The 25862-nt window shown below is 64.9% G+C and carries 23 protein-coding genes; 13 read left to right on the top strand and 10 right to left on the bottom strand.

Annotated elements, in window-relative coordinates; translation table 11 throughout:
* Window positions 1-138: 138 nt before the first annotated feature.
* Window positions 139-939 (top strand): enoyl-CoA hydratase-related protein, encoded by an 801-nt coding sequence (locus tag JQ616_RS05575; protein WP_212012828.1) that lies wholly within the window; start codon window positions 139-141, stop codon window positions 937-939.
* Between the two features lie 35 nt (window positions 940-974).
* Here JQ616_RS05575 and JQ616_RS05570 read toward each other — a convergent pair whose 3' ends face one another.
* From JQ616_RS05570 to JQ616_RS05560, 3 genes are all read right to left on the bottom strand, one after another.
* Window positions 975-1313 (bottom strand): hypothetical protein, encoded by a 339-nt coding sequence (locus JQ616_RS05570; RefSeq protein ID WP_212012827.1) that lies wholly within the window; start codon window positions 1311-1313, stop codon window positions 975-977.
* A gap of 122 nt (window positions 1314-1435) precedes the next feature.
* Complete coding sequence (locus JQ616_RS05565; RefSeq protein ID WP_212012826.1) at window positions 1436-1687, bottom strand: hypothetical protein; 252 nt, start codon at window positions 1685-1687, stop codon at window positions 1436-1438.
* 74 nt (window positions 1688-1761) lie between these two features.
* A complete protein-coding gene (locus tag JQ616_RS05560; protein WP_212012824.1) occupies window positions 1762-2646 on the bottom strand; it encodes a LysR family transcriptional regulator in 885 nt (294 codons plus the stop codon).
* A 109-nt stretch (window positions 2647-2755) separates the two neighbouring features.
* Here JQ616_RS05560 and JQ616_RS05555 point away from each other — a divergent pair, with 109 nt between their 5' ends.
* The 4 genes from JQ616_RS05555 to JQ616_RS05540 all read left to right on the top strand — a co-directional run bounded on the left by JQ616_RS05555 (window position 2756) and on the right by JQ616_RS05540 (window position 6887).
* Window positions 2756-4117, top strand: a complete 1362-nt coding sequence (locus tag JQ616_RS05555) for an FAD-dependent oxidoreductase (protein WP_212012822.1) — start codon at window positions 2756-2758, stop codon at window positions 4115-4117.
* Window positions 4118-4129: 12 nt separating this feature from the next.
* The gene (locus JQ616_RS05550) at window positions 4130-5134 is read left to right on the top strand and encodes an ABC transporter substrate-binding protein (protein ID WP_212012820.1); all 1005 of its coding nucleotides are present in this window, start codon (window positions 4130-4132) and stop codon (window positions 5132-5134) included.
* A gap of 159 nt (window positions 5135-5293) precedes the next feature.
* Window positions 5294-6067, top strand: coding sequence for an ABC transporter ATP-binding protein (locus tag JQ616_RS05545; protein WP_212012818.1), 774 nt, complete (start codon window positions 5294-5296; stop codon window positions 6065-6067).
* Window positions 6060-6887 carry an ABC transporter permease gene (locus JQ616_RS05540; RefSeq protein ID WP_212012816.1) on the top strand — a complete coding sequence of 276 codons (828 nt, stop codon included), beginning with the start codon at window positions 6060-6062 and terminating at the stop codon, window positions 6885-6887. Before JQ616_RS05545 ends, JQ616_RS05540 begins: the two co-directional genes overlap by 8 nt.
* Window positions 6888-7034: 147 nt before the next feature.
* On the opposite strand, the gene gtdA is transcribed toward JQ616_RS05540, so the two are convergent.
* Entirely contained in the window at window positions 7035-8075 is a 1041-nt protein-coding gene (gtdA, locus tag JQ616_RS05535) for a gentisate 1,2-dioxygenase (RefSeq protein WP_212012814.1), read from the bottom strand.
* 114 nt (window positions 8076-8189) lie between these two features.
* Between gtdA and maiA the strand changes: the two genes are divergently transcribed.
* Genes maiA through JQ616_RS05520 form a run of 3 tightly spaced genes read left to right on the top strand, consistent with a single transcriptional unit; the run spans window position 8190 to window position 10508 of the window.
* Window positions 8190-8822: a maleylacetoacetate isomerase gene (gene maiA, locus JQ616_RS05530; RefSeq protein ID WP_212012812.1), complete on the top strand. Its 633-nt coding sequence runs from the start codon at window positions 8190-8192 to the stop codon at window positions 8820-8822.
* A complete protein-coding gene (locus JQ616_RS05525) occupies window positions 8812-9324 on the top strand; it encodes a MarR family winged helix-turn-helix transcriptional regulator (protein ID WP_212012810.1) in 513 nt (170 codons plus the stop codon). Before maiA ends, JQ616_RS05525 begins: the two co-directional genes overlap by 11 nt.
* Complete coding sequence (locus JQ616_RS05520) at window positions 9324-10508, top strand: 3-hydroxybenzoate 6-monooxygenase (RefSeq protein WP_212012808.1); 1185 nt, start codon at window positions 9324-9326, stop codon at window positions 10506-10508. Before JQ616_RS05525 ends, JQ616_RS05520 begins: the two co-directional genes overlap by 1 nt.
* Before the next feature lie 189 nt (window positions 10509-10697).
* On the opposite strand, the gene JQ616_RS05515 is transcribed toward JQ616_RS05520, so the two are convergent.
* From JQ616_RS05515 to JQ616_RS05495, 5 genes are all read right to left on the bottom strand, one after another.
* Entirely contained in the window at window positions 10698-12308 is a 1611-nt protein-coding gene (locus JQ616_RS05515; protein ID WP_249136403.1) for a benzoate-CoA ligase family protein, read from the bottom strand.
* Window positions 12305-13435, bottom strand: coding sequence for an FAD-dependent monooxygenase (locus JQ616_RS05510; RefSeq protein ID WP_212012806.1), 1131 nt, complete (start codon window positions 13433-13435; stop codon window positions 12305-12307). Before JQ616_RS05510 ends, JQ616_RS05515 begins: the two co-directional genes overlap by 4 nt.
* A gap of 113 nt (window positions 13436-13548) precedes the next feature.
* Window positions 13549-13761, bottom strand: coding sequence for a hypothetical protein (locus tag JQ616_RS05505; RefSeq protein WP_212012805.1), 213 nt, complete (start codon window positions 13759-13761; stop codon window positions 13549-13551).
* A gap of 109 nt (window positions 13762-13870) precedes the next feature.
* Complete coding sequence (locus JQ616_RS05500; RefSeq protein WP_212012804.1) at window positions 13871-14092, bottom strand: cysteine rich repeat-containing protein; 222 nt, start codon at window positions 14090-14092, stop codon at window positions 13871-13873.
* A 39-nt stretch (window positions 14093-14131) separates the two neighbouring features.
* Window positions 14132-14911 (bottom strand): cysteine rich repeat-containing protein, encoded by a 780-nt coding sequence (locus JQ616_RS05495; RefSeq protein ID WP_212012803.1) that lies wholly within the window; start codon window positions 14909-14911, stop codon window positions 14132-14134.
* Between the two features lie 248 nt (window positions 14912-15159).
* On the opposite strand from JQ616_RS05495, the gene JQ616_RS05490 reads away from it, so the two are divergent.
* Together JQ616_RS05490 and JQ616_RS05485 are read left to right on the top strand one after the other, a co-directional pair.
* Window positions 15160-16317 (top strand): efflux RND transporter periplasmic adaptor subunit, encoded by a 1158-nt coding sequence (locus tag JQ616_RS05490; protein ID WP_349629966.1) that lies wholly within the window; start codon window positions 15160-15162, stop codon window positions 16315-16317.
* Between the two features lie 10 nt (window positions 16318-16327).
* Window positions 16328-19498, top strand: a complete 3171-nt coding sequence (locus tag JQ616_RS05485) for an efflux RND transporter permease subunit (RefSeq protein WP_212012802.1) — start codon at window positions 16328-16330, stop codon at window positions 19496-19498.
* 146 nt (window positions 19499-19644) lie between these two features.
* Here JQ616_RS05485 and JQ616_RS05480 read toward each other — a convergent pair whose 3' ends face one another.
* Window positions 19645-20646 carry an NADP-dependent oxidoreductase gene (locus tag JQ616_RS05480; RefSeq protein ID WP_212012801.1) on the bottom strand — a complete coding sequence of 334 codons (1002 nt, stop codon included), beginning with the start codon at window positions 20644-20646 and terminating at the stop codon, window positions 19645-19647.
* Between the two features lie 214 nt (window positions 20647-20860).
* Between JQ616_RS05480 and JQ616_RS05475 the strand changes: the two genes are divergently transcribed.
* The 3 genes from JQ616_RS05475 to JQ616_RS05465 all read left to right on the top strand — a co-directional run bounded on the left by JQ616_RS05475 (window position 20861) and on the right by JQ616_RS05465 (window position 25845).
* On the top strand, window positions 20861-22150 hold the full coding sequence (locus JQ616_RS05475; RefSeq protein ID WP_212012800.1) for a dicarboxylate/amino acid:cation symporter: 1290 nt from the start codon (window positions 20861-20863) through the stop codon (window positions 22148-22150).
* A gap of 12 nt (window positions 22151-22162) precedes the next feature.
* A complete protein-coding gene (locus tag JQ616_RS05470; RefSeq protein WP_212012798.1) occupies window positions 22163-23119 on the top strand; it encodes an amino acid ABC transporter substrate-binding protein in 957 nt (318 codons plus the stop codon).
* Between the two features lie 317 nt (window positions 23120-23436).
* Complete coding sequence (locus JQ616_RS05465) at window positions 23437-25845, top strand: bifunctional diguanylate cyclase/phosphodiesterase (protein WP_212012796.1); 2409 nt, start codon at window positions 23437-23439, stop codon at window positions 25843-25845.
* The last annotated feature ends 17 nt before the right edge of the window (window positions 25846-25862 follow it).

Below are 25862 nucleotides of genomic sequence, written 5' to 3'. Positions count from 1 at the left end.
ATCAGTTTCCACAAGCGCGGGTCATTGCGCAACCCGCCATGCATGCGGCGCGGCCGCGCGCGCTTGAAAGTGATGGATCAAGCCATCGCCTGTCGCCATAGTGCCGGACAAGATCAATGCCGAACGAGGGAGAACGTCATGTCGGCCAGCCCAGTCCTGTGGAGCCTCGATGCGCGCGGGGTCGCGACGGTCACGCTGAACAGGCCCGAGGTCAACAATGCCTATGACGGTGCGCTGATCGCGGGCGTGCTGGCCGCGATCGACGATCTCTCGACCAAGCCGGTGCGTGTCGTCGTGCTCAACGGCAACGGCAAGCATTTCCAGGCCGGCGCCGACCTGAAATGGATCAACGGCGTGCGGCCGAAATCATCCGACGAGAACGAAGTGGCGTCGCGCGCCACCTTCGAAGCGGTGCAGCGCCTCAACACGCTGCCGGTGCCGACGGTCGCGCTGGTGCAGGGCGGCTGCTTCGGCGGCGGCACCGGCGTGATTGCGGCCTGCGATATCGTGATCGCGGCCGACAATGCGCTGTTCTCGATCACCGAGGTGCGCTGGGGCCTGACGGCCGCGATCATCATCCCGCAGCTCTGCGACGCGATTGGCGTGCGCCAGGTGCGCCGCTACGCGCTGACCGGCGAACGGTTCGGCGCCGAGGATGCCCGCCGGATCGGTCTCGTGCATGAAGTGGTGCCGCTGGCCGCTCTCGACAGCGCCGGTGCCAAGGTCGTCGAGCAGCTGCTCGGCAATGCGCCGGATGCGATGGCCGAGACCAAGAAGCTGGCGATGGAGAGCTCGTTCGGCGGCATGGCTGTCGACGATGCAGCCTACAAGCGCCTCGTCCATCTCCACTCGGCCAAGCGGCAGACCGCGGAAGCGGCCGAAGGGCTTGCGTCCTTTGCCGAGAAGCGCGCAGGGCGATGGGGTGGCGGCATGGCGTAGGCTGCGGCGGACAAGCCGCTCATTCGCTCTGCATGCTAGGTTGAGGGCGCCCGACGCTTCCTGCGCCACTGTGACAGCCGTCGGACGACAAAATAGCCGACCGATGTTGCGATCAGCATGATGGGGAACGCTGTCGCCGCGGACAATCCGGCCAATTCGATCAGGCTCAACGGATGATTAGGACGAATCGGACGGGAAGCGTCGAAGGCATACATAAAGCCAAAGGCGGCGAGTGCGCTCACGATCAGGCAGATGTACCAGCGTTGTAAGGTCCAACCGATCACTGCTCCAACAATGATTGCCGGAACGGCCGATAGCAAGGCTAGGCCGTACCAGATAGCGGCGAGGCTATGGAGAAGCGATACGATCTTCATGGGTCAAATCGAGCGATTGCGAAGTCATATCCAAGATCGCCACCAGAAAGCGTTAATGAAGGCGGTGCAATTCTCGCGATCCGGTCGGTCGCTGACGTCTTCGCCGCCAAGGCACCGTTCACTCAGCAGCCGCGGCAGATGCCGCGCATGCTGCGATAGACCTCCTCGTCGTCGCGGCGCATCTGCTGCAGCGAGTCGAAGGTCCTCGATTCGCTCGACTGTGTGATCGGCGGCTCCGGCTTGCGCTTGGCCGCCAGCTCCTGCTCTTGACGATGGTAGCAGGCCTCGCGCTCCGGCTTGGCCTCGATGAAGCGGCAGGTCTCGATCGCCGCCGCGGGCGTCGCAACGATGATGAGGCCAATCGACGCGGACATCAGGAGTTTCAAGCGGGTGATCCTTTCGCGCCCTTGTCTCAGGTCCGCCCCTGCGAGGCAAGACTGCCGGCATGTCACAGCGATTGCGAAAGCGACTTTTTCAACGTCTTCAGCAAGGCCTGCACTGCGGCGGCGTCGATGCGGCGTTCGGGAACGGCGGCCTTCACCCACAGTTCCGGGATCGGAAACTCTGATAGCACCGGCTGCAGCGTGCCCTTGCGCAGCGCGTCCGCGACCAGATAATGCGACAGCAGTGCGATGCCGTTGCCGGCGATTGCGCTTTGCGTCAGCACGCGGCCCTCGTTCGACGAGAGGATCGGGCGGACCTGGATGTTGATGCGGCCGCGCGGTCCCTCGAACGGCCATTCCGGTCCGGTCGGCAGAAAACTGAGGCAACGATGATCGACCAGGTCGCGTGGATGCTTCGGTGTGCCGTGCTTCTTCAGGTAAGCCGGCGAGGCGCACAACAGCCGCGGCAACCGGCACAGCGGCTCGTCGACGACGCCGCCGAACGAATGCGGGAAGGCGCCGATCGCGATGTCGAAGCCTTCGGTCACCGGATCGACCGGGCGGTCGATCATCACGATCTCGAGCTTCACGCTCGAGTTCTGCTTCTGGAAGATCGTGAAGGCATCGGCGAGCCGCGCCACCGTCAGCGAGGTCGGCGCCTTGACGCGCAGATGATCGGAGAGGTCGCGCTGCTTCTCCCCCATCCGCGACAGGAGGTCGCCGACATCGGCAACGACGCCGCGGGCGCGATGCACATATTGCTGCCCGGCCTCGGTCAGCCGCAACTGGCGCGTCGAGCGGTGAAACAGCGCGGTGCCGATCCGCTCCTCGAGCTGGGTGACGCGCTTGGCGACGACCGAGGTCGCGACGTTGAGCTTGCGGGCCGCGGCGGAGAAGCCGCCGGCGTCGGCGGTGGCGAGGAAGGCTTCGAGATTGACCAGCGTATCCATCTCCGGGACCTTTCTCGATTCGTGAAAGCTGATCACATAATTTGGTGGATTGTACTGCAATCCGCATCAATTCATAGTTGGCCCAATCAACTTGTTCAGGGCGGAAATGATGCGAGCGAGCACGATCGAAGAACCTGCGCGGCAGGTCCCCCTCTATGGCGAATATGATGTGGTGGTGCTCGGCGGCGGACCTGCCGGCATCGCGGCAGCCGTCGGCGCGGCACGTGCCGGACGGCGAACCCTCTTGATCGAGCGTTACGGATTTCTCGGCGGCATGGGCACCGCGGCGGGGGTGACGAATTTTTGCGGCCTGCACGCCAATATCTTCGGCGAGATGCACCGCGTGGTGCAGGGCATCGCCTCCGACCTGCTGGCGCGGATCGACCGGCTCGGCGGGCTGAATGCGCCGCATCTGATCCTCGGCAAAATCCTCGCGCAGGCCTACGACACCGCGGCCTACAAGATCGCGGCGGACGATCTGCTGGCGCATCACAAGGTCGACATCCTGTTCCACGCGCTCGGCGCCGGCGTCGTGATGGACGGCGCACACATCCGGGCGCTGATGGTGGAAACCAAGGCCGGGCGTCAGGCCGTGCGCGGTGGCATCTTCATCGATTGCTCAGGCGACGGCGACCTCGCGGTGTGGGCCGGCGCGCCCCATGAAGTCGGCGATAACGCCGGCGGCATGCTCTACCCCTCGATGATGTTCCGCCTCAACGGCATCGATCCGGCGAAGGCCGGCGACGCGTGGCGGACGATTCCGGAGCGGATGGCGCAGGCCGAGGCCGCCGGCACCTATAAATTCCCTCGCAAGTCCGCGATCGTGCGGCCGCAGAAATCGCAGATCGAATGGCGGGTGAATTTCACCCAGGTGACGCGGAGCGATGGCGGCGCGATTTCCGGCATCGATCCCGACGACATGACGCGCGGCGAGATCGAGGGCCGTCGCCAGGCGGTCGAGGCGTTCAAGTTCCTGCGCACGGTGCCGGGCTTTGAAAATTCCTACATCGTCGACCTGCCGCCGCAGCTCGGCATCCGCGAGACGCGGCGCGTGATCGGCGGCTACTTGCTGTCAGGCGAGGACGTGCTGGGCTGCGCCTCGTTCGAGGATTCGATCGGCGTCAATGGCTGGCCGATGGAAAAGCACGTGCCGGGCGATGTCACCTTCGAATTTCCGCCGATCCCGGAAAGCCGCGGATATAACGAATTGCCGTATCGCATGCTGGTGCCTGAGGGCGTCGACAATCTGCTGGTCGCCGGGCGCTGTGCCTCGATGACCCATGAGGGACAATCGGCGGCGCGCGTCTCCGGCGCCTGTTTTGTGATGGGCGAGGCGGCGGGAACCGCGGCGGCGCTGGCACTTTCGGGCAATACGATTCCGCGCGACATTTCCGTCGAAAAGTTGCAACAACAGCTTGGCAAGCAGGGCGCGTTCATCGGCCGCGATCAGGCCGTGCCCGAGGGGTTGTAGGTGGAGACGGCAATGAAGAGTTGGGCGCGGCTCGCACTCGCGGGTTTGCTGGTGTGGGCCGCGAGCGGCATCGCGCGGGCCGATGATCTGCTGAAGGCGAAGATCGGCGTGTTGCGGCTGTCGTCCTCGGCGCCGGTCTTCATCGCGCAGGACAAGGGCTACTTCCGCGACGCCGGCCTCGATGTCGAGCTGAAGTTCTTCGATGCGGCACAGCCGATCGCGGTCGCGACCGCATCCGGCGACGTCGATTTCGGCGTCACCGCGGTCACCGCGGGGCTCTACAATCTCGCCGGCAAGGGCACGCTGAAGGTAATCGGAGGCATGAGCCGCGAGAAGGCCGGCTATCCCCTGATCGGCTATTTCGCCAGCAACAACGCCTATGCTGCCGGCCTCAAGACGCCGAAGGATCTCGCCGGCAAGCGCGTCGCGGTGACCCAAATCGGCTCCAGCTTTCATTATTCGCTCGGCCTGCTCGCCGACAAATACGGCTTCAAGCTGTCCGATGTGAAGGTGGTGCCGCTGCAGTCGCTGTCGAACGCCGCCGCGGCGCTGAAGGGCGAGACCGTCGACGCCGCGCTGCTGCCGGTCTCGACCGCGCGGACGCTGATGGACGCCAACGGTGCGAAACTTTTGGGCTGGGTCGGTGACGAGACGCCGTGGCAGTTAGGGGCCATCTTCGCGTCGCCGAAGACGCTGACCAACGCAGAGCTGGTGAAGCGGCTGCTTACCGCGCTCAGTCGCGCCGACCACGAATATCACGACGTGATCCTCACCGCGATCAAGGACGGCGTGGCGCCGATCAACGACAAGACAAAACCGCTGCTCGAGATCATCGCCAAATACACCAATCTTCCGGTCGAGAAGGTGGTCGGCAATTGCGCCTATATCGATCCCGACGGCAAGCTCGACGTGAAGAACCTCGACAACCAGATCAAATGGCTGCAGGGGCAGGGTTTTGTCGACAAGGGTTTTGATGCCGATGCGATCATCGCCAAGGATTATGTGAAGGCGGATTGATGATGAGCCGCGCGCACAACTCTATCACCGTCACCCTGAGGAGCGCGCTCTTGCGCGCGTCTCGAAGGGTCGACGGCCGCGCTGCATCCCGGCCGTGCATCCTTCGAGACGCGCTTCGCGCTCCTCAGGATGACCGGTTAGGTACGGAGTAAGTCTTAGATGGACCTGATCGCCGACCATATCAGCCATCGCTTCGGCGCCCTCGACGTGCTCGACGGTGTCTCCTTCACGGTCCGCGCCGGCGAGATCGTCGCGATCGTCGGGCCGTCCGGTTGCGGCAAGAGCACGCTGCTGTCGATCCTCGGTGGCTTGCTGCGGCCGAGCAAGGGCGCCGCCGAGCTGCGCGGCGCACAGCCGGCCGGCAGTCTTAATCCGCTGACCTTCGTGTTCCAGGATTTTGCCTTGCTGCCGTGGAATACGGTCGAGGAGAACGTGGCGTTTCCGTTGCTCCACACGGCGCTTGGCGCCGGCGAGCGCCGCGCCGTGATCGATGATGCGCTGCGCCGCACCGGCTTGACGGATTTTCGCACCGCCTATCCCAAGCAGCTGTCCGGCGGCATGCGCCAGCGTGTCGGCATCGCGCGCGCGCTCGCGGTTCGCCCGGCGATCCTGCTGATGGACGAGCCGCTGTCGGCGCTGGATTCGCAGACCCGCGAACTCCTGATGGAGGATTTCGTCGGCCTGCTGGCCGACGGCACGATGGGCGCGGTCTATGTCACGCATAATCTCGAGGAAGCCGTGCGGCTCGCCGATCGCGTGGTGGTGCTGTCGCGCCGCCCCGGCCGCATCAGGGAAATCGTGACCATTCCGATGACCCGCGCCGAGCGCGGTACCGTGGAAGCACGCGGGCCGATGGCCGCACTACAAGGTGAGCTGTGGTCGCTGATCCGCAAAGAGGCGATCGATGCCGAGCGTGAGGTCCAGCATGCTTGATCGCGCGCCGCCGGAAACCAAGGACCGATCCACGGAAGCGACCCGGCCGGTCGCGTTTCGCGGCGCCGGCTTCACGCCGGGCGACAGCCGCTCCGCCGGCTGGATCGCGCTCGCGCTGGTCATCGCGGTCTGGCAGCTGGCCGGCAGCGCAGGATGGGTCAATCCGCTGTTCCTGCCGGCTCCGTCGGCGATCGCGGTCGCGATCACCAAGCTCGCGATGTCGGGCGCAATATGGCAGCACCTTTCGTGGTCGATCATGCGGATCGGCACCGGCTGGATCATCGGCACCGCCGCCGGCGTCGTTGTCGGCTTCGCGATCGGGCTGTCGACCATGGCGCGCGGCGTCGGCATCACCTTCATCTCGGCGCTGTTCCCGATTCCGAAGATCGCGCTGCTGCCGCTGCTCATCCTGTGGCTCGGGATCGGCGAAGAGCCGAAGATCGCGACCATTGCGCTCGGCGTGTTCTTCTCGACCGCGATCTCGGTCTATAGCGGCGTCGATGCGGTGCCCCGCAACCTGATCCGGATGGCGCAGAGCTTCAACGTGCCGTTCCACGCCATCGTGCGCCGCGTGATCTGGCCGGGCGCGCTGCCCTCGATCCTCGCCGGCTTCCGCATCACTGCATCAGTTGCGCTGTTGCTCGTCGTCAGCGCCGAGATGATCGGCGCGCAATACGGCATCGGCGCCTTCGTGCTGCAGGCCGGCAATCTGATGCAAACCGATCAGCTGCTCGCCGGCGTCGTGATCCTGTCGCTGTTTGGGCTTGTGGTCGGGAAGCTGATCAATTTGCTGGAAGTGCGGTTGCTGCACTGGCGGTGAGGGCCGCGCTGTTAGCGACTTCCGCTGTCGTCCCGGCGAAGGCCGGGACCCATAACCACCGCTGGTGCTAGTAGGATGAATGCCTCGCCGCGTGCCCTTTCCTGAGGCCGCGGCGTATGGGTCCCGGCCTTCGCCGGGACGACGGGGCTACGCGTTGCCGCGATCCTCGCGGAACAGATCCAGCTTCTGCTGCACCGGACGGTCAGAGAACGAGAACAGCACGGAGTCGGTGTCGGCCTCGTGGGTGACCCAGTGCCAGCTCGGCACCACGAACAGATCGCGCGGTCCCCACTCGAAGGTCTGGTCGCCGACCCGGGTGCGGCCCTTGCCCTCGATCGCGGCGAACACGGTGGCGTCGGTTGCGCGATAGCGCGCGGTCTTGAAGCCTTTCGGCAGCAACTGGATGAAGGTGCCGATGGTCGGCATCGCAAAGTCGCCGGTCTCGGGATTGGAGAATTTCAGCTTGAGGCCGTGGCAGGCGTCCCACTCGTCACGGGCCCGGGCTTTTTCCAGCGTCTCGCGGGTGTGCTCATAGGGGTAGTTGAAGATCGGCGAGGTTTTGGACGACCGCTTCTGGTCGATCGGCAACAGGTTGCGGCCGTAGCGCGCAAAGCTGTCGCCGGCGGGCCTCGAGATCTTCTGCTGGTCTTCCTTGGCGCCTTCCGCGAACGAGCAGTCGAAGAACTGCACCATCGGGATGTCGAGCCCGTCGAGCCAGAACATCGGCTCGCTGGTCTCGTTGGAATGATCGTGCCAGGTCATCGATGGTGTGATGACGAAATCACCCGGCGCCATCGCGGTGCGCTCGCCGTCGACGGCGGTATAGGCGCCCTTGCCCTCGAGCACGAAGCGTAGCGCCGACTGGGTGTGGCGATGGGCGGGCGCGACGTCGCCGGGCACCACCATCTGCACGCCGGCAAACAGCGAGGTCGTGATCCTGGACTGCCCGCGCAGGCCGGGATTTTCCAGCACCAGCACGCGGCGTTCGGCTTCCTTGGCCGTGATCAGCTTGCCGGCCTCGTTCATGTAGTCGCGGATCTGGTCGAACTTCCACAGATGCGGACGGCAGGCGCTGCGCGGCTCCGGCGTGACCAGGTCTCCCAACACGTTCCACAGCGCGGAGAGATTTTGACCGTCGATCTTTTTGTAGAACGCCTCGCGCTCCGGGGTCTTCTGCACGGCTTCCATGGCAAGCCTCCCATCATTCTTGTCGGTTCAATTTAATTGACAGTATACTGACAATATGGCTAGCGTCAATGAACCAAGCCGATAACGAAATGCAAGAATGCAAGGGAGGTTCCGATGAAGCTGCATGGCTATTTCCGGAGCAGCGCGTCCTACCGGGTCCGGATCGCCCTCAATCTGAAGGGGCTCACCTCCGAGCACCTGCCGCATCATCTGCGCAAGGGCGAGCAATGCGCGCCGGCCTATCTGGCGATCAATCCGCAGGGGCTGGTGCCGACGCTGGAGAGCGACGCCGGCGCGATCCTCACCCAGTCGCTCGCGATCATCGAATGGCTTGACGAGACCAATCCCAATCCGCCGCTGTTGCCGAAGGACCCGCTGCGCCGCGCCAAGGTGCGTGCTTTCGCGCAGGCGATCGCCTGCGACACCCACCCGGTGCAGAATCTAAAGGTGCTGGCGCGGCTGCGCCAGCTCGGCCTGCCCGAGGCGCAGGTGACGGAATGGGCGGCCTGGGCCAATCGCGAAGGCCTGTCCGCCTGCGAGACGCTGATTGCCGATGAGGCGGGGCCGTTCTGCTTCGGCGACCAGCCGACGCTGGCCGATCTCTGCCTGGTGCCGCAGCTCGCCAATGCGCGGCGCTTCGGTGTCGATGTGTCGGCCTATCCGCGCCTGATCAAGGCGGAGGCCGCGGCAAAGCAAGTCAAGGCGTTCGCCGATGCCGCCCCGGACAAGCAGCCCGATGCCGAGTAGCAAGCCAACGCCCGTCACCATGGACGCGGTCTACACCGCGCCCGGCTACCTGTTCCGGCGGATGCAGCAGATCGCGGTCGCGCTGTTCATCGAGGAGTGCAGGGCGTTCGACCTGACGCCGGTGCAATACGCCGCGCTGGTCACGATCTCGACCCATCCCGGCATCGATGCCACGAGGCTCTCGGCGGTGATCGCGTTCGACCGTTCCACGCTCGGCAACGTGATCGAGCGGTTGCAGGCCAAGGAGTTCATCGCCCGCAAGCCGTCGCCGGAGGACAAGCGCGTCAAGCTGCTCTACCTCACCAAGGCAGGAGCCAGTGTGCTGAACGAGATCATGCCCGCGGTCGACAAGGCGCAGGCGCGGATGCTGCAACCGCTGAAGCCGGCCGATCGCAAGACGCTGCTCTCGCTCTTGACCCAACTTGTCGACCTCAACAACGAAGCGTCGCGCGTGCCGCTGCGCGCCGAGGATGCGCTCGAACATCTCGGGAGGTCGGGCTGATGGCGGAGACGAGACCGGTCCTCATCGCGGGCGGCGGCATCGGCGGTCTCGCCGTTGCGTTGGGCCTCGCGCAGAAAGGCATCCGCTCCATCCTGCTGGAGAAGGCGTCCGCGCTCGGCGAGATCGGCGCCGGCATCCAGCTCGGGCCGAACGCGTTTCATGCCTTCGACTATCTCGGCGTCGGCGAGGCCGCGCGCAACATGGCCGTCTATATCGATCAGCTGCGGCTGATGGATGCGCTGACCGCCGACGAAATCACCCATATCGACCTCGGCGACGCCTTCCGCGCCCGGTTCGGCAATCCCTATGCGGTGGTGCATCGCGGTGACCTGCACGGCGTGTTCCTGCGCGCCTGCCAGAGTCATGAACTGATCGAGCTGCGCGTGAGCAGCGAGGTGGCCGGCTACGAGCAGGATGGCTCGTCCGTCACTGCAAAACTCGCCAGTGGCGAGCGCATCACCGGGCGCCTCCTGATCGGCGCGGACGGGTTGTGGTCGAATATCCGCAAGCAGGTGACGGCAGACGGCCCGCCGCGCGTCTCCGGCCACACCACCTATCGCTCTGTCATCCCGACCGAGCAGATGCCGGAGGATCTGCGCTGGAACGCAGCCACGCTATGGGCCGGCCCGAAATGCCACATCGTGCATTATCCGCTGTCGGGCTGGAAGGTGTTCAACCTCGTCGTCACCTATCACAACGACGCGCCGGAGCCGGTCGCCGGCAAGCCGGTCTCCGAAGCCGAGGTGATGAAGGGCTTTACCCACGTCCATGAGCGGGCGCAGAACATCATTCGCCACGGCACCAACTGGAAGCTCTGGGTGTTGTGCGACCGCGATCCGACCGAGCGCTGGATCGACGGCCGCGTCGTGCTGCTCGGCGACGCCGCGCATCCGATGTTGCAGTATTTTGCGCAAGGTGCCTGCCAGGCGATGGAGGATGCGGTCTGCCTGTCGCACATGCTGGCCAATCATGATGATCATGTGGCGGCGCTCGACGCCTATCGCGCGCAACGCTTTCCGCGTACCGCGCGGGTGCAGCTGATGTCCCGCGCGATCGGCGAGCACGTTTACCATCCGGCCGGCGATCATGCCCGCATCCGCAACGCGATCATGAGCGCGAAGTCGCAGACCGAGTGGTGCGATGACATTGCGTGGCTGTATGGTGGAACGGGGCTGGGCGGTTAGCTGCCGCAAAACTGCTCGTCGTCCCGGACAAGCGAAGCGCGATCCGGGACCCATAACCACGAATGGTTGTTGTTAAGGCGAGCTGGGGTCCCAGCCTTCGCGTCACAAACATTTGTGGTTATGGGTCCCTGCTTTCGCAGGGACGACACTGAATGTGAGGCGACTGCGTCGCGCAGGCGCATGCACCACTCACATCCGCATCACCGCCTGCCGGTCGATCTTCCCCGTGCCGGTCTTCGGCAGCTCGTCGATGAATTTTACCTCGCGCGGATATTTGTACGGCAGCAGCTTCGTCTTGACGTAATCCTGTAGCCGCCGCGTCGCCTCATCGCTGTCGAAGCCGGCCTTGTTCATCACCACCACCGCCCGCAGCGTCATGCGTCGGTCCGGCAGCTCGGCGGCGTAGACGGCGCATTCGCGGACATCGGGGTGATCGGCGAGGCAGAGTTCGACCTCCAGCGGGTAGACCCACTGGCCGGAGATCTTGATCAGGTCGTCGGCGCGGCCGCGGAAGAAGTGGAAGCCGTCGCTGTCGCGCATGAAGCGGTCGCCGGTGTAGATCCAGCCGTCCTCGCGCACGGTCTCGGCGGTCTTGTCCGGCCGATTCCAGTATAGCGGCGTCGCGGAATCGCCGCGCACCCACAAAATGCCTTCCTCATTGTCGCCGACCTCGCGGCCGTCGCTGTCGCGCAGCATGACCTCATAGCCGGGCACGCGCAGGCCCGCGGCGCCGAGCTTCTTCCGCTCCGCGCGGTTGCTGAGATAAACGTGCAGCACCTCGGTCGAGCCGAGGCCTTCGATGATCTCGAGCCCGGTCAGCTGCTTCCAGCCATTGAAGACCTCGGCCGACAGCACCTCGGCGGCCGAGACCGCCATCCGCAGCGAGGAGAAATCGGCGGCGTCCGCGCCTTCGGCCTTGGTCAGTGAGATGTAGAGCGTCGGCAGGCCGAAGAAAACGGTCGGGCGATACTGCCCGATCGCCGCAAAGATCGCGGCCGGCTTCGGCTGGCCCGGCAGCAGCAGCGTCGCGGCGCCGACCGAGAACGGAAACGTGATCGAATTGCCGAAGCCGTATGCGAAGAAGATTTTCGGCACCGAGAAGCAGATGTCGCCGGGCTTGAGCTGCAGCACGCTACGGGCAAAGGCCTGCTCGCTATAGGCCATGTCGTGCTGCAGATGCACGATGCCCTTGGGACGCCCGGTCGAGCCTGACGAATACATCCAGAACGCCATCTCGTTGCGGTTTGTGTCGGCCGCGTCGAGCTCAGTTGGGAAGCCCCGCAGCCATTCGCCGGCATTGCGCGTCTCGGCCACCGCGTGATCACCTGTGGCGCCGTTGACCACGACCAGCGTGCGCAGCGGCGTATCCTTGCAGGCTTCCGTATTGAAGCGCGAGCAGAACTCCGCATCGGTGACCGCGACCTGCGCGCCGGCATCGGACAGGTAGAATTGCAGCAGCTCCGGCGTGGTCAGGGTGTTGATGAGCAGCGGCACGAAACCGGCCCGCACCGCGCCGAAGAACGCCGCCGGATAGGCCGGCGTGTCGTCGAGGAACAGCAGCACGCGGTCGCCGCGTTTCAGTCCGAGCGACAGCAAGGCATGGCCCCAGCGCGCCGCGTCAGCGCAGAGCTTGCGGTAGGTCCGCGTACCGGCCGGGCCGGTCAGCGCCAGGCGTTCGGCATTACCGTTGCCGAGATTGTCGAACAGGATCCGGCTCGCATTGTAACGCTCGGGGATCGTAAAGCCGATCTCGCGCGCACCGGGATTGTCCTGCGGAACCTGGTCGGCGATCCCGGTCATGATTGTCCCTTTGCGGCTTCGTAACGGGCCATGAAGGCCGGCGACATCGCGCGCAGCCGCGCGTCGTCGATCCGGCCGGAGCGGGTGATGTAGCTGTAGGCGAAATCCATCAGGTCGCGCTGCATATGCGCGGGGAAATGCTCGTACCAGTCGGCGCTGGTGCGCGCCGCGGTGACGAGCTTCTTCACGATCGGCTTGCGCTCGCTCTCGTAGCGGGCAAGGGCAGGGGCGATGCCGTTCTCGCTCTCCAGCGCCTTGGTCAGTGCGATCGCATCCTCGATCGCGAGCCGCGTGCCCGAGCCGATCGAGAAATGCGCCGAATGCAGCGCGTCGCCGATCAGCACCATGTTGCCGTGCGACCAGCGCTCGTTCCAGATCCACGGAAAATTGCGCCACACCGATTTGTTCGAGATCAGCCGGTGGCCGTCCAGCGTCGCAGCGAAGACGTCTTCGCAGATCGCCTGCGATTGCTCGATCGTCTTGTCGGCGAAGCCGTAAGCGTCCCAAGTCACCGCGTCGCACTCGACCAGGAAGGTGCTCATGTCCTTCGCATAGCGATAGTGATGGGCATTGAAGCTGCCGCGCTCGGTCGCCACAAAGGTCTGCGACAGCGTTGCGAAGGGCTTTGTGGTGCCGTACCAGGCAAATTTGTTGGAAGAATGTGAGACCGACGCGCCGAATGCGGTCTCGAAGCCGCGGCGGACCATCGAGTTCAGCCCGTCGGCTGCGACGATCAGGTCGTAGCCCTTGAGTTCGTCGACGGATTGCACGACGGTGTCGAAGCGCGGCGTGATGCCCGTGCTGCGCACGCGCTCCTGCAGGATCGTCAGCAGCTTGAGCCGGCCGATCGAGGAGAACCCGACGCCGTCGATCTCGACGCTCTCGCCGCGCAGGTTGAGGGTAATGTTCTTCCAGCTCTCCATCTTCGGGGTGATGGCGTCGACCGTCTCGGGGTCGTCGGCGCGCAGGAAGTCCAACGCCTGCTCGGAGAACACCACGCCGAAGCCCCATGTGGCTCCGGCCGCGTTCTGCTCGAACAGGTCGATCTCGGCGTCAGGATGACGCTTCTTCCAGAGATAGGCGAAATAGAGCCCGCCGGGCCCTCCGCCAATCACGGCGATCCGCAACGTCTGCCTCCCAGATTGACAGTGTACTTACAATTTGGGTCCAGACTAGTCTCCCTCTGGCGGGAACGCCAGAGGGAAAATGCGCGGCGATTATCCGCGCGGGGCCGAAAAGCTCAGTAGCAGCGGCGGACCTTGACGCCGTCGACCCATATCCAGCGGCAGGCGACGACGGGCGGCCTGCGGACGACGACTGCGCCGCGATAGCCGGCGCATCCGGCGCGATAGGGGCCGCGCCCGCAGACGACGGCGTTGGCGTCGGAGGACTCAAAGGTCATGGTCGCGGCAAAGGACAGCAGGGCCGCAGCGATCAGCAATAATGAACGCATGTTATTCCCTCTCCCGGAGTGAGGTTGGTTGGCCTGTGGGTGACAACAAGGTGCTGGGGCTCCGCGCCCGGCCATCGGCCGGGCACATGTCGTCTCGCCGTCAGCGCGGCTATTTCTTTTCCGCTTCCGCCAGCACCTTCTTGCAGGCCGGCGTCAGCTTGTCGCTCTCCTTGGCGAGACAGGCGATGATGCGCCCGCCGCCGGGCGTCACGCTCTTGCAGAACTTCTGGTAGTCGCCCATGCAGGCGTCGCGCTGTGCGTTGGTCAGCTCCTGGGCGTAGACGGCAGTCGAGCCGCACAGCAGCGCGGCGGTCAGGACGATACGCAGCATTTTTTGCTTCCTTTTTTGGTCAGTCGCGTGACAACGGCATTACCGCGCCGCGAACGGCGCCAGTACCTCGCGGCACGCCGGCGAGAGCGAGCCGGCATTCGTTGCCAGGCATTGCACGATCCGCCCGCCGCCGGGCTGGACGCCGCCGCAGATCGAGCGGACGTCCGCGCCGCAGGCCGAGCGCAGCACGAACAGCTCTTCGCGGGGGCGCAGCGGCCGCAGCATGATCGCGGCGGGCGCAGCCGCTGGCGCGGCGGCCGGTGCAGCGGTCGCCGCAGCGCCTGCCTCCGGCGCGGCGCCGCCGCCGGCAGCCGCCACGGCCTTCTCGCAGGCCGGCGACAGCTTGCCCTTGTTCTTCTCCAGGCATTGCAGCGCCGGTGCGCCGCCGGTCGGCACGCCCGCACAGACCTTGGGATAGTCGGAGCGGCATGCGCTGCGGATCGCTGAGACCTGCGCGCTGGACGGCGCCCCAGCGGCCTTTGGTGCCGCGGCCTCTGCGGCGGGCTTGGCCGCCGTTGCGGCGGGTGCCGCGTCGGTCTTGGCTGCCGCAGGCGCGGCGGCCGGTGCTTCCACCGCCTTCACCGCGCTGGCGCAGCCCGGCGCAAGGCTTGCCATGTTCTTCTGCAGGCATTGCAGTGAGGCTTCGCCGCCCGGCGGAACGCTGGAGCAATGTGCGATGTAGTCGTTGCGGCATTGCGACTTGATGGCGTCGCGTTGCGCCTGGCTCGGCGCCTGCGACAGTGCCGGCGCAGTGCTGATGAATGCCGCAAGCCCAAGCCATGCGGAAAGCTTCGTTGCTCGTGTCAACGCATTGTTCATCTGAATAAATCCTCTCGTTGCGCCGAAGCTTTCCGGCTCAACTGAACGACGTTCTGAAAAATCTTGCTCTAACAACCTTCGCGAGCGACATCATTTTCGCTTTCGAGTTCCGCTGCAAGCAGATTGTTGCTATGGATCACGCAGGCGGATTTTTTGCTCGCCACGACGTCTTTGAATTAAGCCATTTGAATCGAGGCTCGGAAATGAGGCATGCGCGCGCATCGGCACATTTCAGTCAGAGCAATTTTGTGCGGCTGCGAAATGCGCCGCTCACGCGCATCGCGTTCATCATATCCGCCTTTGTCAGTTTAAGTGCCTGCGAGCAAAATAGTTTTGTTGCACCGCCGCCGCCCAAGGTCGAAGTTGCGCCGCCGGTGCAGCGCGCCATCACACGTTATCTGGATGCCACTGGCAACACCGCACCGATCAAGACCGTTGATCTGGTCGCGCGCGTGCAGGGCTTCCTGCAGTCGATCAATTATCAGGATGGCTCCTTCGTGAAGCAGGGGACCACCCTGTTCACGATCGAGCCGGAGACCTACAAGCTGAAGCTCGAACAGGCGCAGGCCGCCGAGGTCGGCGCGCAGGCGACGGTGAAGCAGGCCGAGTCCGATTTCAAGCGGCAGCAGGATCTGGTGCAGCGCCAGGCGGTCTCGCAAGCGACGCTGGAAACCTCGACCTCGACGCGGGACAACGCCCAATCCAATCTGCAGCAGGCCCAGGTTAACACCAAGATTGCCGTGGTTAATTACGGCTACACCAACGTGGCGGCGCCGTTCGATGGCATCGTCAGCAACCATCTGGTCTCGATCGGCGAACTGGTCGGCGTGGCGTCGCCCACCCAGCTTGCCACCATCGTGCAGCTCGACCCGATCTACGTGAACTTCAACGTCAACGAAGCGGACGTGCAGCGGGTGCGGGACGAGGCCCGCAGGCGCGGCATGACCGCGAACGATCTCAAGTCATTGCCAGTCGAGGTCGGCCTGCAGACCGAGACCGGCTATCCGCACAAAGGCAATCTCGATTACGCGTCTCCGACGCTCAACCAGTCGACCGGAACACTGGCGGTTCGTGGCTTGATACCCAATCCCGATCGCGTGCTGCTGCCCGGCTTCTACGTTCGCGTTCGTGTGCCCTTCACCAAGCAGGACAACGCGCTGTTGGTGCCCGACGTTGCGATCGGCAGTGACCAGAGCGGCCGCTACGTCCTGGTCGTCAATGCCGACAATGTGGTCGAGCAGCGCAAGGTGACGACCGGTCAGCTCGACGAGGGGCTGCGCGTCATCGAGAGCGGACTGAAGGCCGATGACCGCGTCGTGACTGCCGGATTGTTGCGTGCGATCCCCGGGCAGAAGGTCGATCCGCAGATGCAGAAGGGCGACGCGACGCCGGCACCGGCCAAATGAGGGGCGCGCCATGATCTCGAAATTCTTCATCGAGCGCCCGGTCCTTTCCAACGTCATCGCGATCCTGATGATCCTGATCGGCGGCGTGGCGCTGTATAATCTCGCGGTCGCGCAGTATCCCGACGTGGTACCTCCGACGGTGCAGGTAACGACGCGCTATCCCGGCGCCTCGGCCAAGACGGTGGTCGACACCGTGGCGCTGCCGATCGAGCAGCAGGTCAACGGCGTCGAGGACATGCTGTACATGCAGTCCTACAGCGGCGCCGACGGCACCTATACGCTGACGGTGACCTTCAAGATCGGCACCGATCTCAACTTCGCGCAGGTGCTGGTGCAGAACCGGGTCTCCTCTGCGCTGGCGCAACTGCCGTCCGCGGTGCAGAACCAGGGCGTCACGGTGCAGAAGAAATCGACCTCGATCCTGCTGTTCGTGACGCTGACCTCGCCGAACAAGACCTATGACAGCCTGTTCCTGTCGAACTACGCCACCATCAACATCCGCGACGAGCTGTCGCGCCTGCCAGGCGTCGGCAACGTCACGGTGTTCGGCGCCGGGCAGTATTCGATGCGGGTCTGGCTCGATCCGAACAAGCTGCAGGCGCGCGGGCTGGTGCCGCAAGACGTCATCCAGGCGATCCAGCAGCAGAGCCAGCAGGTCACCGCCGGCCAGGTCGGCGCGCCGCCGACGCCGGCCGGGCAGGCGTTCCAGTACACGCTGAACGTCAACGGCCGACTCGACGACAAGAGCCAGTTCGAGGACATCGTCGTCAAATCAGGCACTGTCGGCGATGTCACCCGGGTCCGCGACGTCGGCTGGGTCGAGCTCGGCGCCCAGACCTACAGCCAAATCTTCTCGCTGAACCAGAAGCCGGCAACCGGCATCGGCGTGTTCCAGTCGCCGGGCGCCAACGCGCTGCAGGTCGAGAAGGCCGTCGAGAAGAAGATGACGGAGCTGGCCAAGCAGTTTCCGCAGGACATCAGATACGACACGCCGTTCGACACCACCAAATTCGTCAATGCCTCGATCGAGGAGGTCTACAAGACGCTGATCGAGGCCGGCCTGCTGGTGCTGGTCGTGATCCTGGTGTTCCTGCAGGACTGGCGGGCGATGCTGGTACCGGCGACCACGGTGCCGGTCACGATCATCGGCGCGTTCGCCGGCATGGCGGCCCTCGGCTTCACCATCAACCTCTCGACGCTGTTTGCGATCGTGCTCGCGATCGGCATCGTGGTCGACGACGCCATCGTGGTGGTCGAGGGCGCGGCGCATAATATCGAGCGCGGCATGAACGGTCACGATGCCGCGATCAAGGCGATGGACGAATTGTTCGCGCCGATCGTCGGCATCACGCTGGTGCTGATCTCGGTGTTTCTGCCGGCGGCCTTCCTGCCTGGACTCACCGGGCGGATGTACGCCCAATTCGCGCTAGTGATCGCCGCGACCGCGCTGCTCAGCGCGGTCAATGCCGCGACCCTGAAGCCGACGCAATGCGCGCTGTGGCTGCGTCCCCCGGCGCCGCCCGAACAACGCAACTTCTTCTATCGCGGCTTCAACGCGGTCTATGACCGGCTGGAGCGCGGCTATACGCGCGTGGTCGGCGGCATCGCCGGGCACGCCAAGACCTCGGTCGCCATTGCGCTCGTCATCATTGGGCTCGCCGGCTACGGCCTGTCGCGGGTGCCGACCGGCTTCATCCCGATCGAGGACCAGGGCTATCTGCTCGCCGCGGTGCAGCTGCCCGATGGCGCAGCGCTTGATCGCACCCAGCACGTGCTCGACGAGGTCACCAAGATCGCCGGCAAGACGCCGGGTGTCGACCAGGTGGTCTCGATCGCCGGCATCTCGGCGCTCGACAACTCCTCGAGCCTCGCCAATGCCGGTGTGGCCTACCTGATCCTGAAGGACTGGAGCGCGCGCGGGCCGGGCGAGGATCTACGTTCGCTGGTCTACGGGCTCAACGACAAGCTCGCCGTGATCCCGGAGGCGCGCATCCTGGTGATCCCGCCGCCGCCGATCCAGGGCATCGGCAATGCCGCCGGCTTTGCCATGCAGGTCGAGCTGCGCGACGGCAATGCCGACTACGGTAAGCTGCAGGCGATTACCGGGGCGATCGTGGCCAACGCCCAGACCCAGAGCGCGCTGCAGCGGGTGCAGTCGTCGTTCCGCTCGACGGTGCCGCAATTCGATGTCGAGGTCGATCGGATCAAGACGCAGACCCTGCACGTCACCCCCGACCAGATCTTCGCCGCGCTGTCGTCCTATGTTGGCGCGAGCTACGTCAACCAGTTCACCAAGTTCGGCCGCACCTTCCAGGTCTACACCCAGGCTGAGGCACAGTATCGCTTGTCGCTGCGCGACATCGAAAACATGATGGTGCGCAACAGCAACGGAGACATGATCCCGCTCGGCACCGTGGCCAAAATCACGCCGTCGGTCGGCCCGTCGCTGATCAGCCTGTACAACCTCTATCCGTCCGCTTCCGTCATCGGCCTGCCGGCGCAGGGCTACTCGTCCGGTCAGTCGATGACACTGATGGAGGAGACCGCGGCCAAGACGCTGCCGCCGGGCTCGGGCTTCGAGTGGACGGCGATGTCGTACCAGGAGAAGGAAGTCGGCGGCCAGATCTACTATGTGTTCGCGCTGGCGCTGCTCCTGGTCTACCTCGTGCTCGCCGGGCAATATGAGAGCTGGTACGCGCCGATCTCGGTGATCCTGGCGGTGCCGCTATCGTTGCTCGGTCCGACGCTGGTGCTACTGAGTCTGCGCATCGAGAACAACCTCTACACCCAGATCGGCACCATCCTGCTGATCGCGCTGTCGGCCAAGAACGCGATCCTGATCGTCGAGGTCGCGCTGGAGCATCACGTCCGCGACGGCAAGCCGGTGCTGGAGTCGGCGATCGACGCCGCGCGTGCGAGATTCCGGCCGATCCTGATGACGTCCTTTGCCTTCATCCTCGGCGTGCTGCCGCTGGTGCTGGCGACCGGCGCCGGCGCCAACGCCCGCAAGTCGATCGGCATCACCGTGTTTTCAGGCATGATCGCCTCGACCTGCCTCGCGGTGCTGTTCGTGCCGGCGTTCTTCGTCGTGGTGCAAAGCTTCGAGAACTGGCGCAAGGCGAAGAAGGGCAAGACCGCGGCGCCGCAGCCGGCAGCGGAGGCGCCGGGCACGGTGCATTAAGTCCGCGCACCAATATCTATCCCCGTCACCCTGAGGAGGCCGCGAAGCGGCCGTCTCGAAGGGTCGACGGCCACCAGCCGGGCCGTGCATCCTTCGAGACGCGCTACGCGCTCCTCAGGATGACGGGGATGGCGCCGTGCTTGCCGCTACACCTTCACCATGCGCTTGCCGCGGTTCTCGCCGGCGAGCAGGCCGATCAGCGCCTGTGGCGTGTTCTCGATACCGGCGATGACGTCCTCCTGCACCTTGAGCTTGCCGGAGGAGACCCAGGATTGCAGGTCGGCGAGGGCCGCCTGGCTCTGGTCCATATAGTCCATCACGATGAAGCCCTGCATGACGAGCCGCTTCACCACGATCAGGCCGGGCACGCCGCGCGGGCCGTGCGCGGAGGGCACGCCGTCATATTGCGAGATGGCGCCGCAGCAGGCGATGCGGCCGCGGTTGTTCATCTGCGCCAGGCAGGCTTCCAGGATGTCGCCGCCGACATTGTCGAAATAGACGTCGATGCCCTTCGGTGCCGCTGCGCGCAGCGCCTTGTAGGTGGCGCCATCCTTGTAGTCGACCGCGGCATCGAAGCCGAGCTCTGAGGTCAGCCAGTGGCACTTGTCCTTGCCGCCGGCGATGCCGACGACGCGGCAGCCCTTGATCTTGGCGATCTGGCCGACGATCGAGCCGACCGAGCCGGCAGCGGCCGACACCACCACGGTCTCACCCTCTTTGGGCTTGCCGACATGCAGCAGGCCGAAATAGGCGGTCAGCCCCGCGATGCCGTAGACGCTGAGCAGATGCGTCATCGGCTCGAGCTTCGGCATCTTGGTCAGATGCTTGGCAGGAACCGCGGCATAGTCCTGCCACCCGGTGTCGCCGAACACGATGTCGCCCGGCTTCAGGCTGGGGTCATTCGACGACACCACCTCTGCGATGCTGCCGCCGGCCATCACGGTGTTGGCCTCCACCGCAGCGCGGTAGGTGGCGCCGTGCATCCAGGCGCGGTTCGCCGCGTCGAGCGAGATGTAGCGCGTCCGCACCAGCGCCTCGCCGTCCTTCGGCGCGGGCACCGTGCCCTTGGTCAGGCGGAAATGCTCGGGGCCAAGCTTGCCGGTCGGCTTTTCAACAAGCAGGATCTGGCGATTGACGGTGTCGTTCATGGAAGTCTCCCCCTCGCGTTGGTCGTTTCGAATGCAGTTGGCTGCCGCGTGCGCAGTTCATTGCACAGATTGTGCGCTGCATGAACGCTAGTCTGCGCGCTGGCATTCCACAACGGGAACGTTTCGGCAAAGTCCCGCGGGACGCGAAGCGTGTTGCGTAGCTGCGTAAATCTGCCACACTTACCCTTCGCCGGGAACTTACGGGGGTAAGAGAATGTCGAACAGGTTTACGCAGTACATCCTGATTGCGATGGTCCTTGGCATCGCGATGGGGACGCTGGTCTTCAACTATCTGCCTGATAGCCGTGCCGAGATCGCAGCAGATGTCAACCTGATCGCGATGCTGTTCCTGCGCCTGATCAAGATGATCATCGCGCCACTGGTGTTCGCCACCCTGGTCGGCGGCATTGCCCATATGGGCTCGGGCGCCAAGCTCGGGCGCATCTTCGCCAAGACCATGGGCTGGTTCGTCTCCGCCTCCTTCGTCTCGCTGCTGCTCGGCCTCGTGATGGTCAATCTGCTGCAGCCCGGCGCCAACTTCCCCGGCACGCTCCCCGACAAGGCGCAGTCCACCGGCCTGCCGGTCTCGGCCTTCTCGATCGAGAAATTCCTGACCCATCTGATCCCGACCTCGATCGCGGATGCGATGGCGCAGAACGAAATCCTGCAGATCGTGGTGTTCGCGGTGTTCTTCGCGGTGGCGCTCGGCGCGATGCCTGAGCGGGCCAAGCCGATCATGAGCCTGATCGACGACCTCGCGCACATCATGCTCAAGGTCACCGGTTACGTGATGTTGTTCGCGCCGATCGCGGTGTGGGCCGCCATCATGGCAACCGTCTCGAAGAACGGCCTCGGCGTGCTCTGGAAGCTGATCGTGTTCATGGGCGGCTTCTACCTGTCGCTGCTGATCCTGTGGGGCATCCTGGTGATGGTCGGCTTCATCGTGATCGGGCCGCGCTACAGTCATCTGCTGCGGCTGATCCGCGAGCCCTTGATGATCGCGTTCTCGACCGCCTCCTCGGAGGCGGCCTACCCGAAGACGCTGGAGGGGCTGAACAGGTTCGGCGCCTCCTCGCGGATCTCGGCCTTCGTGCTGCCGCTCGGCTATTCCTTCAATCTCGACGGCACGATGATGTACTGCACCTTCGCGAGCATCTTCATCGCGCAGACCTACCATATCGAGATGTCGCTCGGCACGCAGTTCGCGATGCTGGCGACCTTGATGATCACCTCGAAGGGCGTCGCCGGCGTGCCGCGCGCCTCCCTCGTCGTGATCGCCTCGACGCTCGGCCAGTTCGGCATTCCCGAGGCCGGGCTGCTGATGATCATGGGGATCGACACCTTCCTCGACATGGGTCGCAGCGCCACCAACGTGATCGGCAACTCGCTGGCGACCGCGGTGGTCGCGAAGTGGGAGGGCGAGCTGAAGGCCGAGCACGAGCTCGGGCCCGACGACGCGGTGCCGCAGGATGCGGTGCCCGGTGCCGTGATGGCCGGCCATTGACGGGAGGGATGCATGCATCGCGCCCGCTGGAGGCTGATACGGGCTGAGGGGCCCCACGCCTCGACATGTCTGCTGTCAGCATGTCTGCTGGCGGCAAGCCTGCTCACTGGTGCGGTGTCCGCACAGCCGGCGGGCGAGGGGCTCAGCCCCACGCTCGCCAACATCAAGGCCACGCACACGGTGCGGATCGGCTATCGCGAGAGTTCGCCGCCGTTCTCGTTCCTCGATCACTCCAACCGGCCGATCGGCTACAGCCTCGAGCTGTGCGATGCGATCGTCGATGAGATCGGGGTCGAGGTCGACGACGCCAATCTCAAGATCGACTACGTCAAGGTCACCTCCGACGACCGCATCCCGGCGGTCGTCGACAAGAAGATCGATCTCGAATGCGGGTCGACCACGGCGAATGCGGAGCGCGGCAAGCAGGTCGCGTTCTCGCCGCTGATGTTCGTGGCCGGCACCAAGCTGATGGTGCCGAAAGCCTCAGGCGTCAACCAGGTCGCCGATTTGAAGGGCAAGACGGTGGTGGTGACCAAGGGCACCACCAACGAGCAGGCGATGCACAATGTCGACGCCAAGCAACAGCTCGGCCTCAACATCGTCACCGCAGGCGACCATGAGCAGTCCTACCAGATGCTGGTGGACGGCAAGGCGGATGCGTTCGCGACCGACGACATCCTGCTCTATGGCCTGATCGCGCGGCACAAGTCGCAGGACAAATTCCGTGTCATCGGCGACTATCTGTCCTACGATCCCTACGGCATCATGTACCGCAAGGGCGAGCCGCAGATGAAGGACGTGGTCGAGCGCGCCTTCCGCAAGCTCGCCTCGAACCGCGACATCATCCCGCTCTACAACAAGTGGTTCGTCGCCCGCCTGCCGACCGGCGAGAAGCTCAACGTCGCGCTGTCACCGCAGCTCGAAGATGCCTTCAAGGCGCTCGACGATTCGCCGGGCGGATCGAACTAACCTTGGCGCTAATCCTCATCGCCACCGTCCTGGTCTCGGCCAGGACGATGGCCGCGGCGCCGCCCCCGAACATGGATGGTTGGTTGATCGCTGGTTTTCGGGTGCCGGCGCAGGCGACGCCCTTGCTCGAGACGAACGGACCGCCGCCCTGGACGCCGCCGCCGCGGGGCTGCGACCGTCAGGTCCGTCGGCGATTATTTACCATGTTAAGCACCAAACCCCGGTCTTTTACGGGGATTTACCACTCCTAACACGCTGCCGCCTATCGTGGGCCATAACGGCCCGTTATGGGTCCATAAAATTGCGGTAGTGATCGGATGTTCAAGGTCTACAATTGCATCGCGACCGAGCACGATCTGTGGCTCGTCGGGCTGGCCGCCGTCGTCTGTAGCCTCGCGTCCTATGCAGCCATCAACCTGCTGCGTCATGCGCGCAGTTCGGTCGGTCAAATGCGTGGCGTCTGGCTGGTGGTGTCGGCCGTGTCCACCGGCTTTGGCATCTGGGCCACGCACTTCATCGCAATGCTGGCCTTCGCGCCCGGAATTCCGAGCGGCTACAACATCAAGCTGACCTTCCTCTCGCTGGTCGCGGCCATCGTGCTCACCGGCGTGGGACTGGCAGTTGCGATGCGGCCGAGTTGGCGGTTCGGACCGGCGCTGGGCGGCGCAATCGTCGCCGGTGGCATCGCAGCGATGCATTACACCGGCATGGCCGCCTTCGAGATCGCCGGAATCATCCTCTGGGATCGAACGCTCGTCGCCGCCTCGATTGTGATCGGTGCGGTGATCGGCGCCGCCGCATTGCCCGCCGGTCTCCATGACCGGTCTGAAAAGTGGAAGGCTGTGGGCGCCCTGCTGCTGACGCTCGCGATCTGCAGCCACCACTTCACGGCGATGGGCGCGGTATCGATCATTCCCGACCCGACGATCCATGTGTCGCGCTCGGCGCTCCCGGCCGAATGGCTTGCCGGTGCCGTCGGCGTCGCGAGCTTCGTCATCATCCTGCTCGCGCTGACCGGCAGCGCGCTCGATCTGCGCGAACGGCGTCGGATGGAGATCGAGGCCGATCGCATGCGCGGCCTTGCCAACGGCGCCGTCGAGGGGCTGCTGGTCTGTGACGGCGACCTGATCGTGACCGTCAATGACAGCTTCGTGCATCTGGCGGGCGCCGCCTCCGAGCAACTCGTCGGTTGCCGGCTCGCAACCTGCTTTCCCGACCGGATCGCGCTCGCCAGGATCGTCGCCGATCCGCACAAGCCGATCGAGACCAATTTGCATCACACCGACGGTTCGACGATCCCGGTCGAGCTGATCATGCGATCGCTCGATTTTGCCGGGCGGCCGCATCACGTCATTGCCGTTCGCGATCTGCGGGCGCGCCGCGAGGCGGAGCGGCATATTCGTTACCTGGCGCACCATGATGCGCTGACGTCGTTGCCAAATCGCAGTCACTTCAACGCGCGGATGGATCAGGAAGTCGGAATCGCGCTCGCCAAGAGCGAGAAGCTCGCGGTGCTCTGCCTCGACCTCGACCGATTCAAGGAGGTCAACGACCTGTTCGGTCATGCCGCGGGCGACAAGGTGCTGCAAGCGGTGGCGTCGCGCGTGACCGCGGTGCTCGGCGAGCGGCACATGATGGCCCGGCTGGGCGGTGACGAATTCGCCATCCTGGTGCCGCAGGCCAGTCCCTCCGCGGTGAGCCATCTGGCCGAAGCCATCCTCGATGCCTTGCGCCGCAAGGATATCATGCCGGAAGTGGAGAGCATTTCGAGCAGCATCGGCATCGCGATCTGTCCCGATGACGCCTCGGAACGCGAGGCCTTGCTGGTCCACGCCGACACCGCGCTTTATCGCGCCAAGACCGAAGGCCGCTCCACCTATCGCTTCTTCGAGGCGAAGATGGGCTCCGATGTCCGCGAGCGGCGCATGATCGAGCACGATCTGCGCCACGCGATCGGTCGTGATGAGTTGCGGCTGGTCTACCAGCCGCAAAAGGACATTCGCACCGGCGCCGTGACCGGCTTCGAGGCGCTGCTGCGCTGGAAGCATCCGACGCGCGGCGACATCTCGCCGGCGGTCTTCATCCCGATCGCCGAGGAGTCCGGCTCCATCCTGGAGATCGGCGACTGGGTGATGAGGACGGCGTGCCGGGAGGCGGCGAACTGGACGCATCCGCTGACGGTTGCCGTCAACGTCTCCGGCGTGCAGCTCTACAACAGCAATTTCGTGCAGGACGTGCACAAGATACTGCTGGAGACCGGGCTTTCGCCACGCCGGCTCGAAATTGAAATCACCGAGACGGCGCTGGTTCGCGATTTCAACCGCGCGCTGGCGACGCTGCGGCGGGTCAAGGGATTCGGCGTGCGCATCGCCATGGACGATTTCGGGACCGGCTATTCGTCGCTATCGAATCTGCGTGCGTTTCCGTTCGACAAGATCAAGATCGACGGCTCGTTCATCAAATCGGTCGATACCAACGAGCAGGCCGCCACGATCGTGCGCGCCGTGCTCGGCATCGGACGGGGGCTCGGCCTGCCGGTGCTCGCGGAAGGCGTCGAGTCGAACGAAGAATTGCAGTTCCTGCGCGACGAACTCTGCGACGAAATGCAGGGTTACCTGCTTGGCGCGCCGGCCAGGATCGAGACCTTCCGCGGGCTCACCCATCGCGGCGACGTCGCGCCGGCGGCGGATCAGGACAGCGCTCCGGCGCTGGCGCGGATCGCCTGACGACGGCGCACGCGGTC

Origin of the sequence: Bradyrhizobium tropiciagri (genome assembly GCF_018130545.1) — a bacterium.
Taxonomy (GTDB): Bacteria; Pseudomonadota; Alphaproteobacteria; order Rhizobiales; family Xanthobacteraceae; genus Bradyrhizobium; species Bradyrhizobium tropiciagri_A.
The sequence above is the reverse complement of the archived record's forward strand: the minus strand, read 5'-3'. Positions and strand labels throughout refer to the sequence as shown.

Coding starts and splice junctions, on each gene's coding strand:
- JQ616_RS05495 (WP_212012803.1), bottom strand. CDS start 14,911: ATGAACAATGCGTTGACACGAGCAACGAAGCTTTCCGCATGGCTTGGG.
- JQ616_RS05540 (WP_212012816.1), top strand. CDS start 6,060: ATGCTTGATCGCGCGCCGCCGGAAACCAAGGACCGATCCACGGAAGCG.
- JQ616_RS05550 (WP_212012820.1), top strand. CDS start 4,130: ATGAAGAGTTGGGCGCGGCTCGCACTCGCGGGTTTGCTGGTGTGGGCC.
- JQ616_RS05545 (WP_212012818.1), top strand. CDS start 5,294: ATGGACCTGATCGCCGACCATATCAGCCATCGCTTCGGCGCCCTCGAC.
- JQ616_RS05500 (WP_212012804.1), bottom strand. CDS start 14,092: ATGCTGCGTATCGTCCTGACCGCCGCGCTGCTGTGCGGCTCGACTGCC.
- gtdA (WP_212012814.1), bottom strand. CDS start 8,075: ATGGAAGCCGTGCAGAAGACCCCGGAGCGCGAGGCGTTCTACAAAAAG.
- JQ616_RS05485 (WP_212012802.1), top strand. CDS start 16,328: ATGATCTCGAAATTCTTCATCGAGCGCCCGGTCCTTTCCAACGTCATC.
- maiA (WP_212012812.1), top strand. CDS start 8,190: ATGAAGCTGCATGGCTATTTCCGGAGCAGCGCGTCCTACCGGGTCCGG.
- JQ616_RS05555 (WP_212012822.1), top strand. CDS start 2,756: ATGCGAGCGAGCACGATCGAAGAACCTGCGCGGCAGGTCCCCCTCTAT.
- JQ616_RS05520 (WP_212012808.1), top strand. CDS start 9,324: ATGGCGGAGACGAGACCGGTCCTCATCGCGGGCGGCGGCATCGGCGGT.
- JQ616_RS05565 (WP_212012826.1), bottom strand. CDS start 1,687: ATGTCCGCGTCGATTGGCCTCATCATCGTTGCGACGCCCGCGGCGGCG.
- JQ616_RS05570 (WP_212012827.1), bottom strand. CDS start 1,313: ATGAAGATCGTATCGCTTCTCCATAGCCTCGCCGCTATCTGGTACGGC.
- JQ616_RS05475 (WP_212012800.1), top strand. CDS start 20,861: ATGTCGAACAGGTTTACGCAGTACATCCTGATTGCGATGGTCCTTGGC.
- JQ616_RS05525 (WP_212012810.1), top strand. CDS start 8,812: ATGCCGAGTAGCAAGCCAACGCCCGTCACCATGGACGCGGTCTACACC.
- JQ616_RS05575 (WP_212012828.1), top strand. CDS start 139: ATGTCGGCCAGCCCAGTCCTGTGGAGCCTCGATGCGCGCGGGGTCGCG.
- JQ616_RS05505 (WP_212012805.1), bottom strand. CDS start 13,761: ATGCGTTCATTATTGCTGATCGCTGCGGCCCTGCTGTCCTTTGCCGCG.
- JQ616_RS05465 (WP_212012796.1), top strand. CDS start 23,437: ATGTTCAAGGTCTACAATTGCATCGCGACCGAGCACGATCTGTGGCTC.
- JQ616_RS05470 (WP_212012798.1), top strand. CDS start 22,163: ATGCATCGCGCCCGCTGGAGGCTGATACGGGCTGAGGGGCCCCACGCC.
- JQ616_RS05560 (WP_212012824.1), bottom strand. CDS start 2,646: ATGGATACGCTGGTCAATCTCGAAGCCTTCCTCGCCACCGCCGACGCC.
- JQ616_RS05480 (WP_212012801.1), bottom strand. CDS start 20,646: ATGAACGACACCGTCAATCGCCAGATCCTGCTTGTTGAAAAGCCGACC.
- JQ616_RS05515 (WP_249136403.1), bottom strand. CDS start 12,308: ATGACCGGGATCGCCGACCAGGTTCCGCAGGACAATCCCGGTGCGCGC.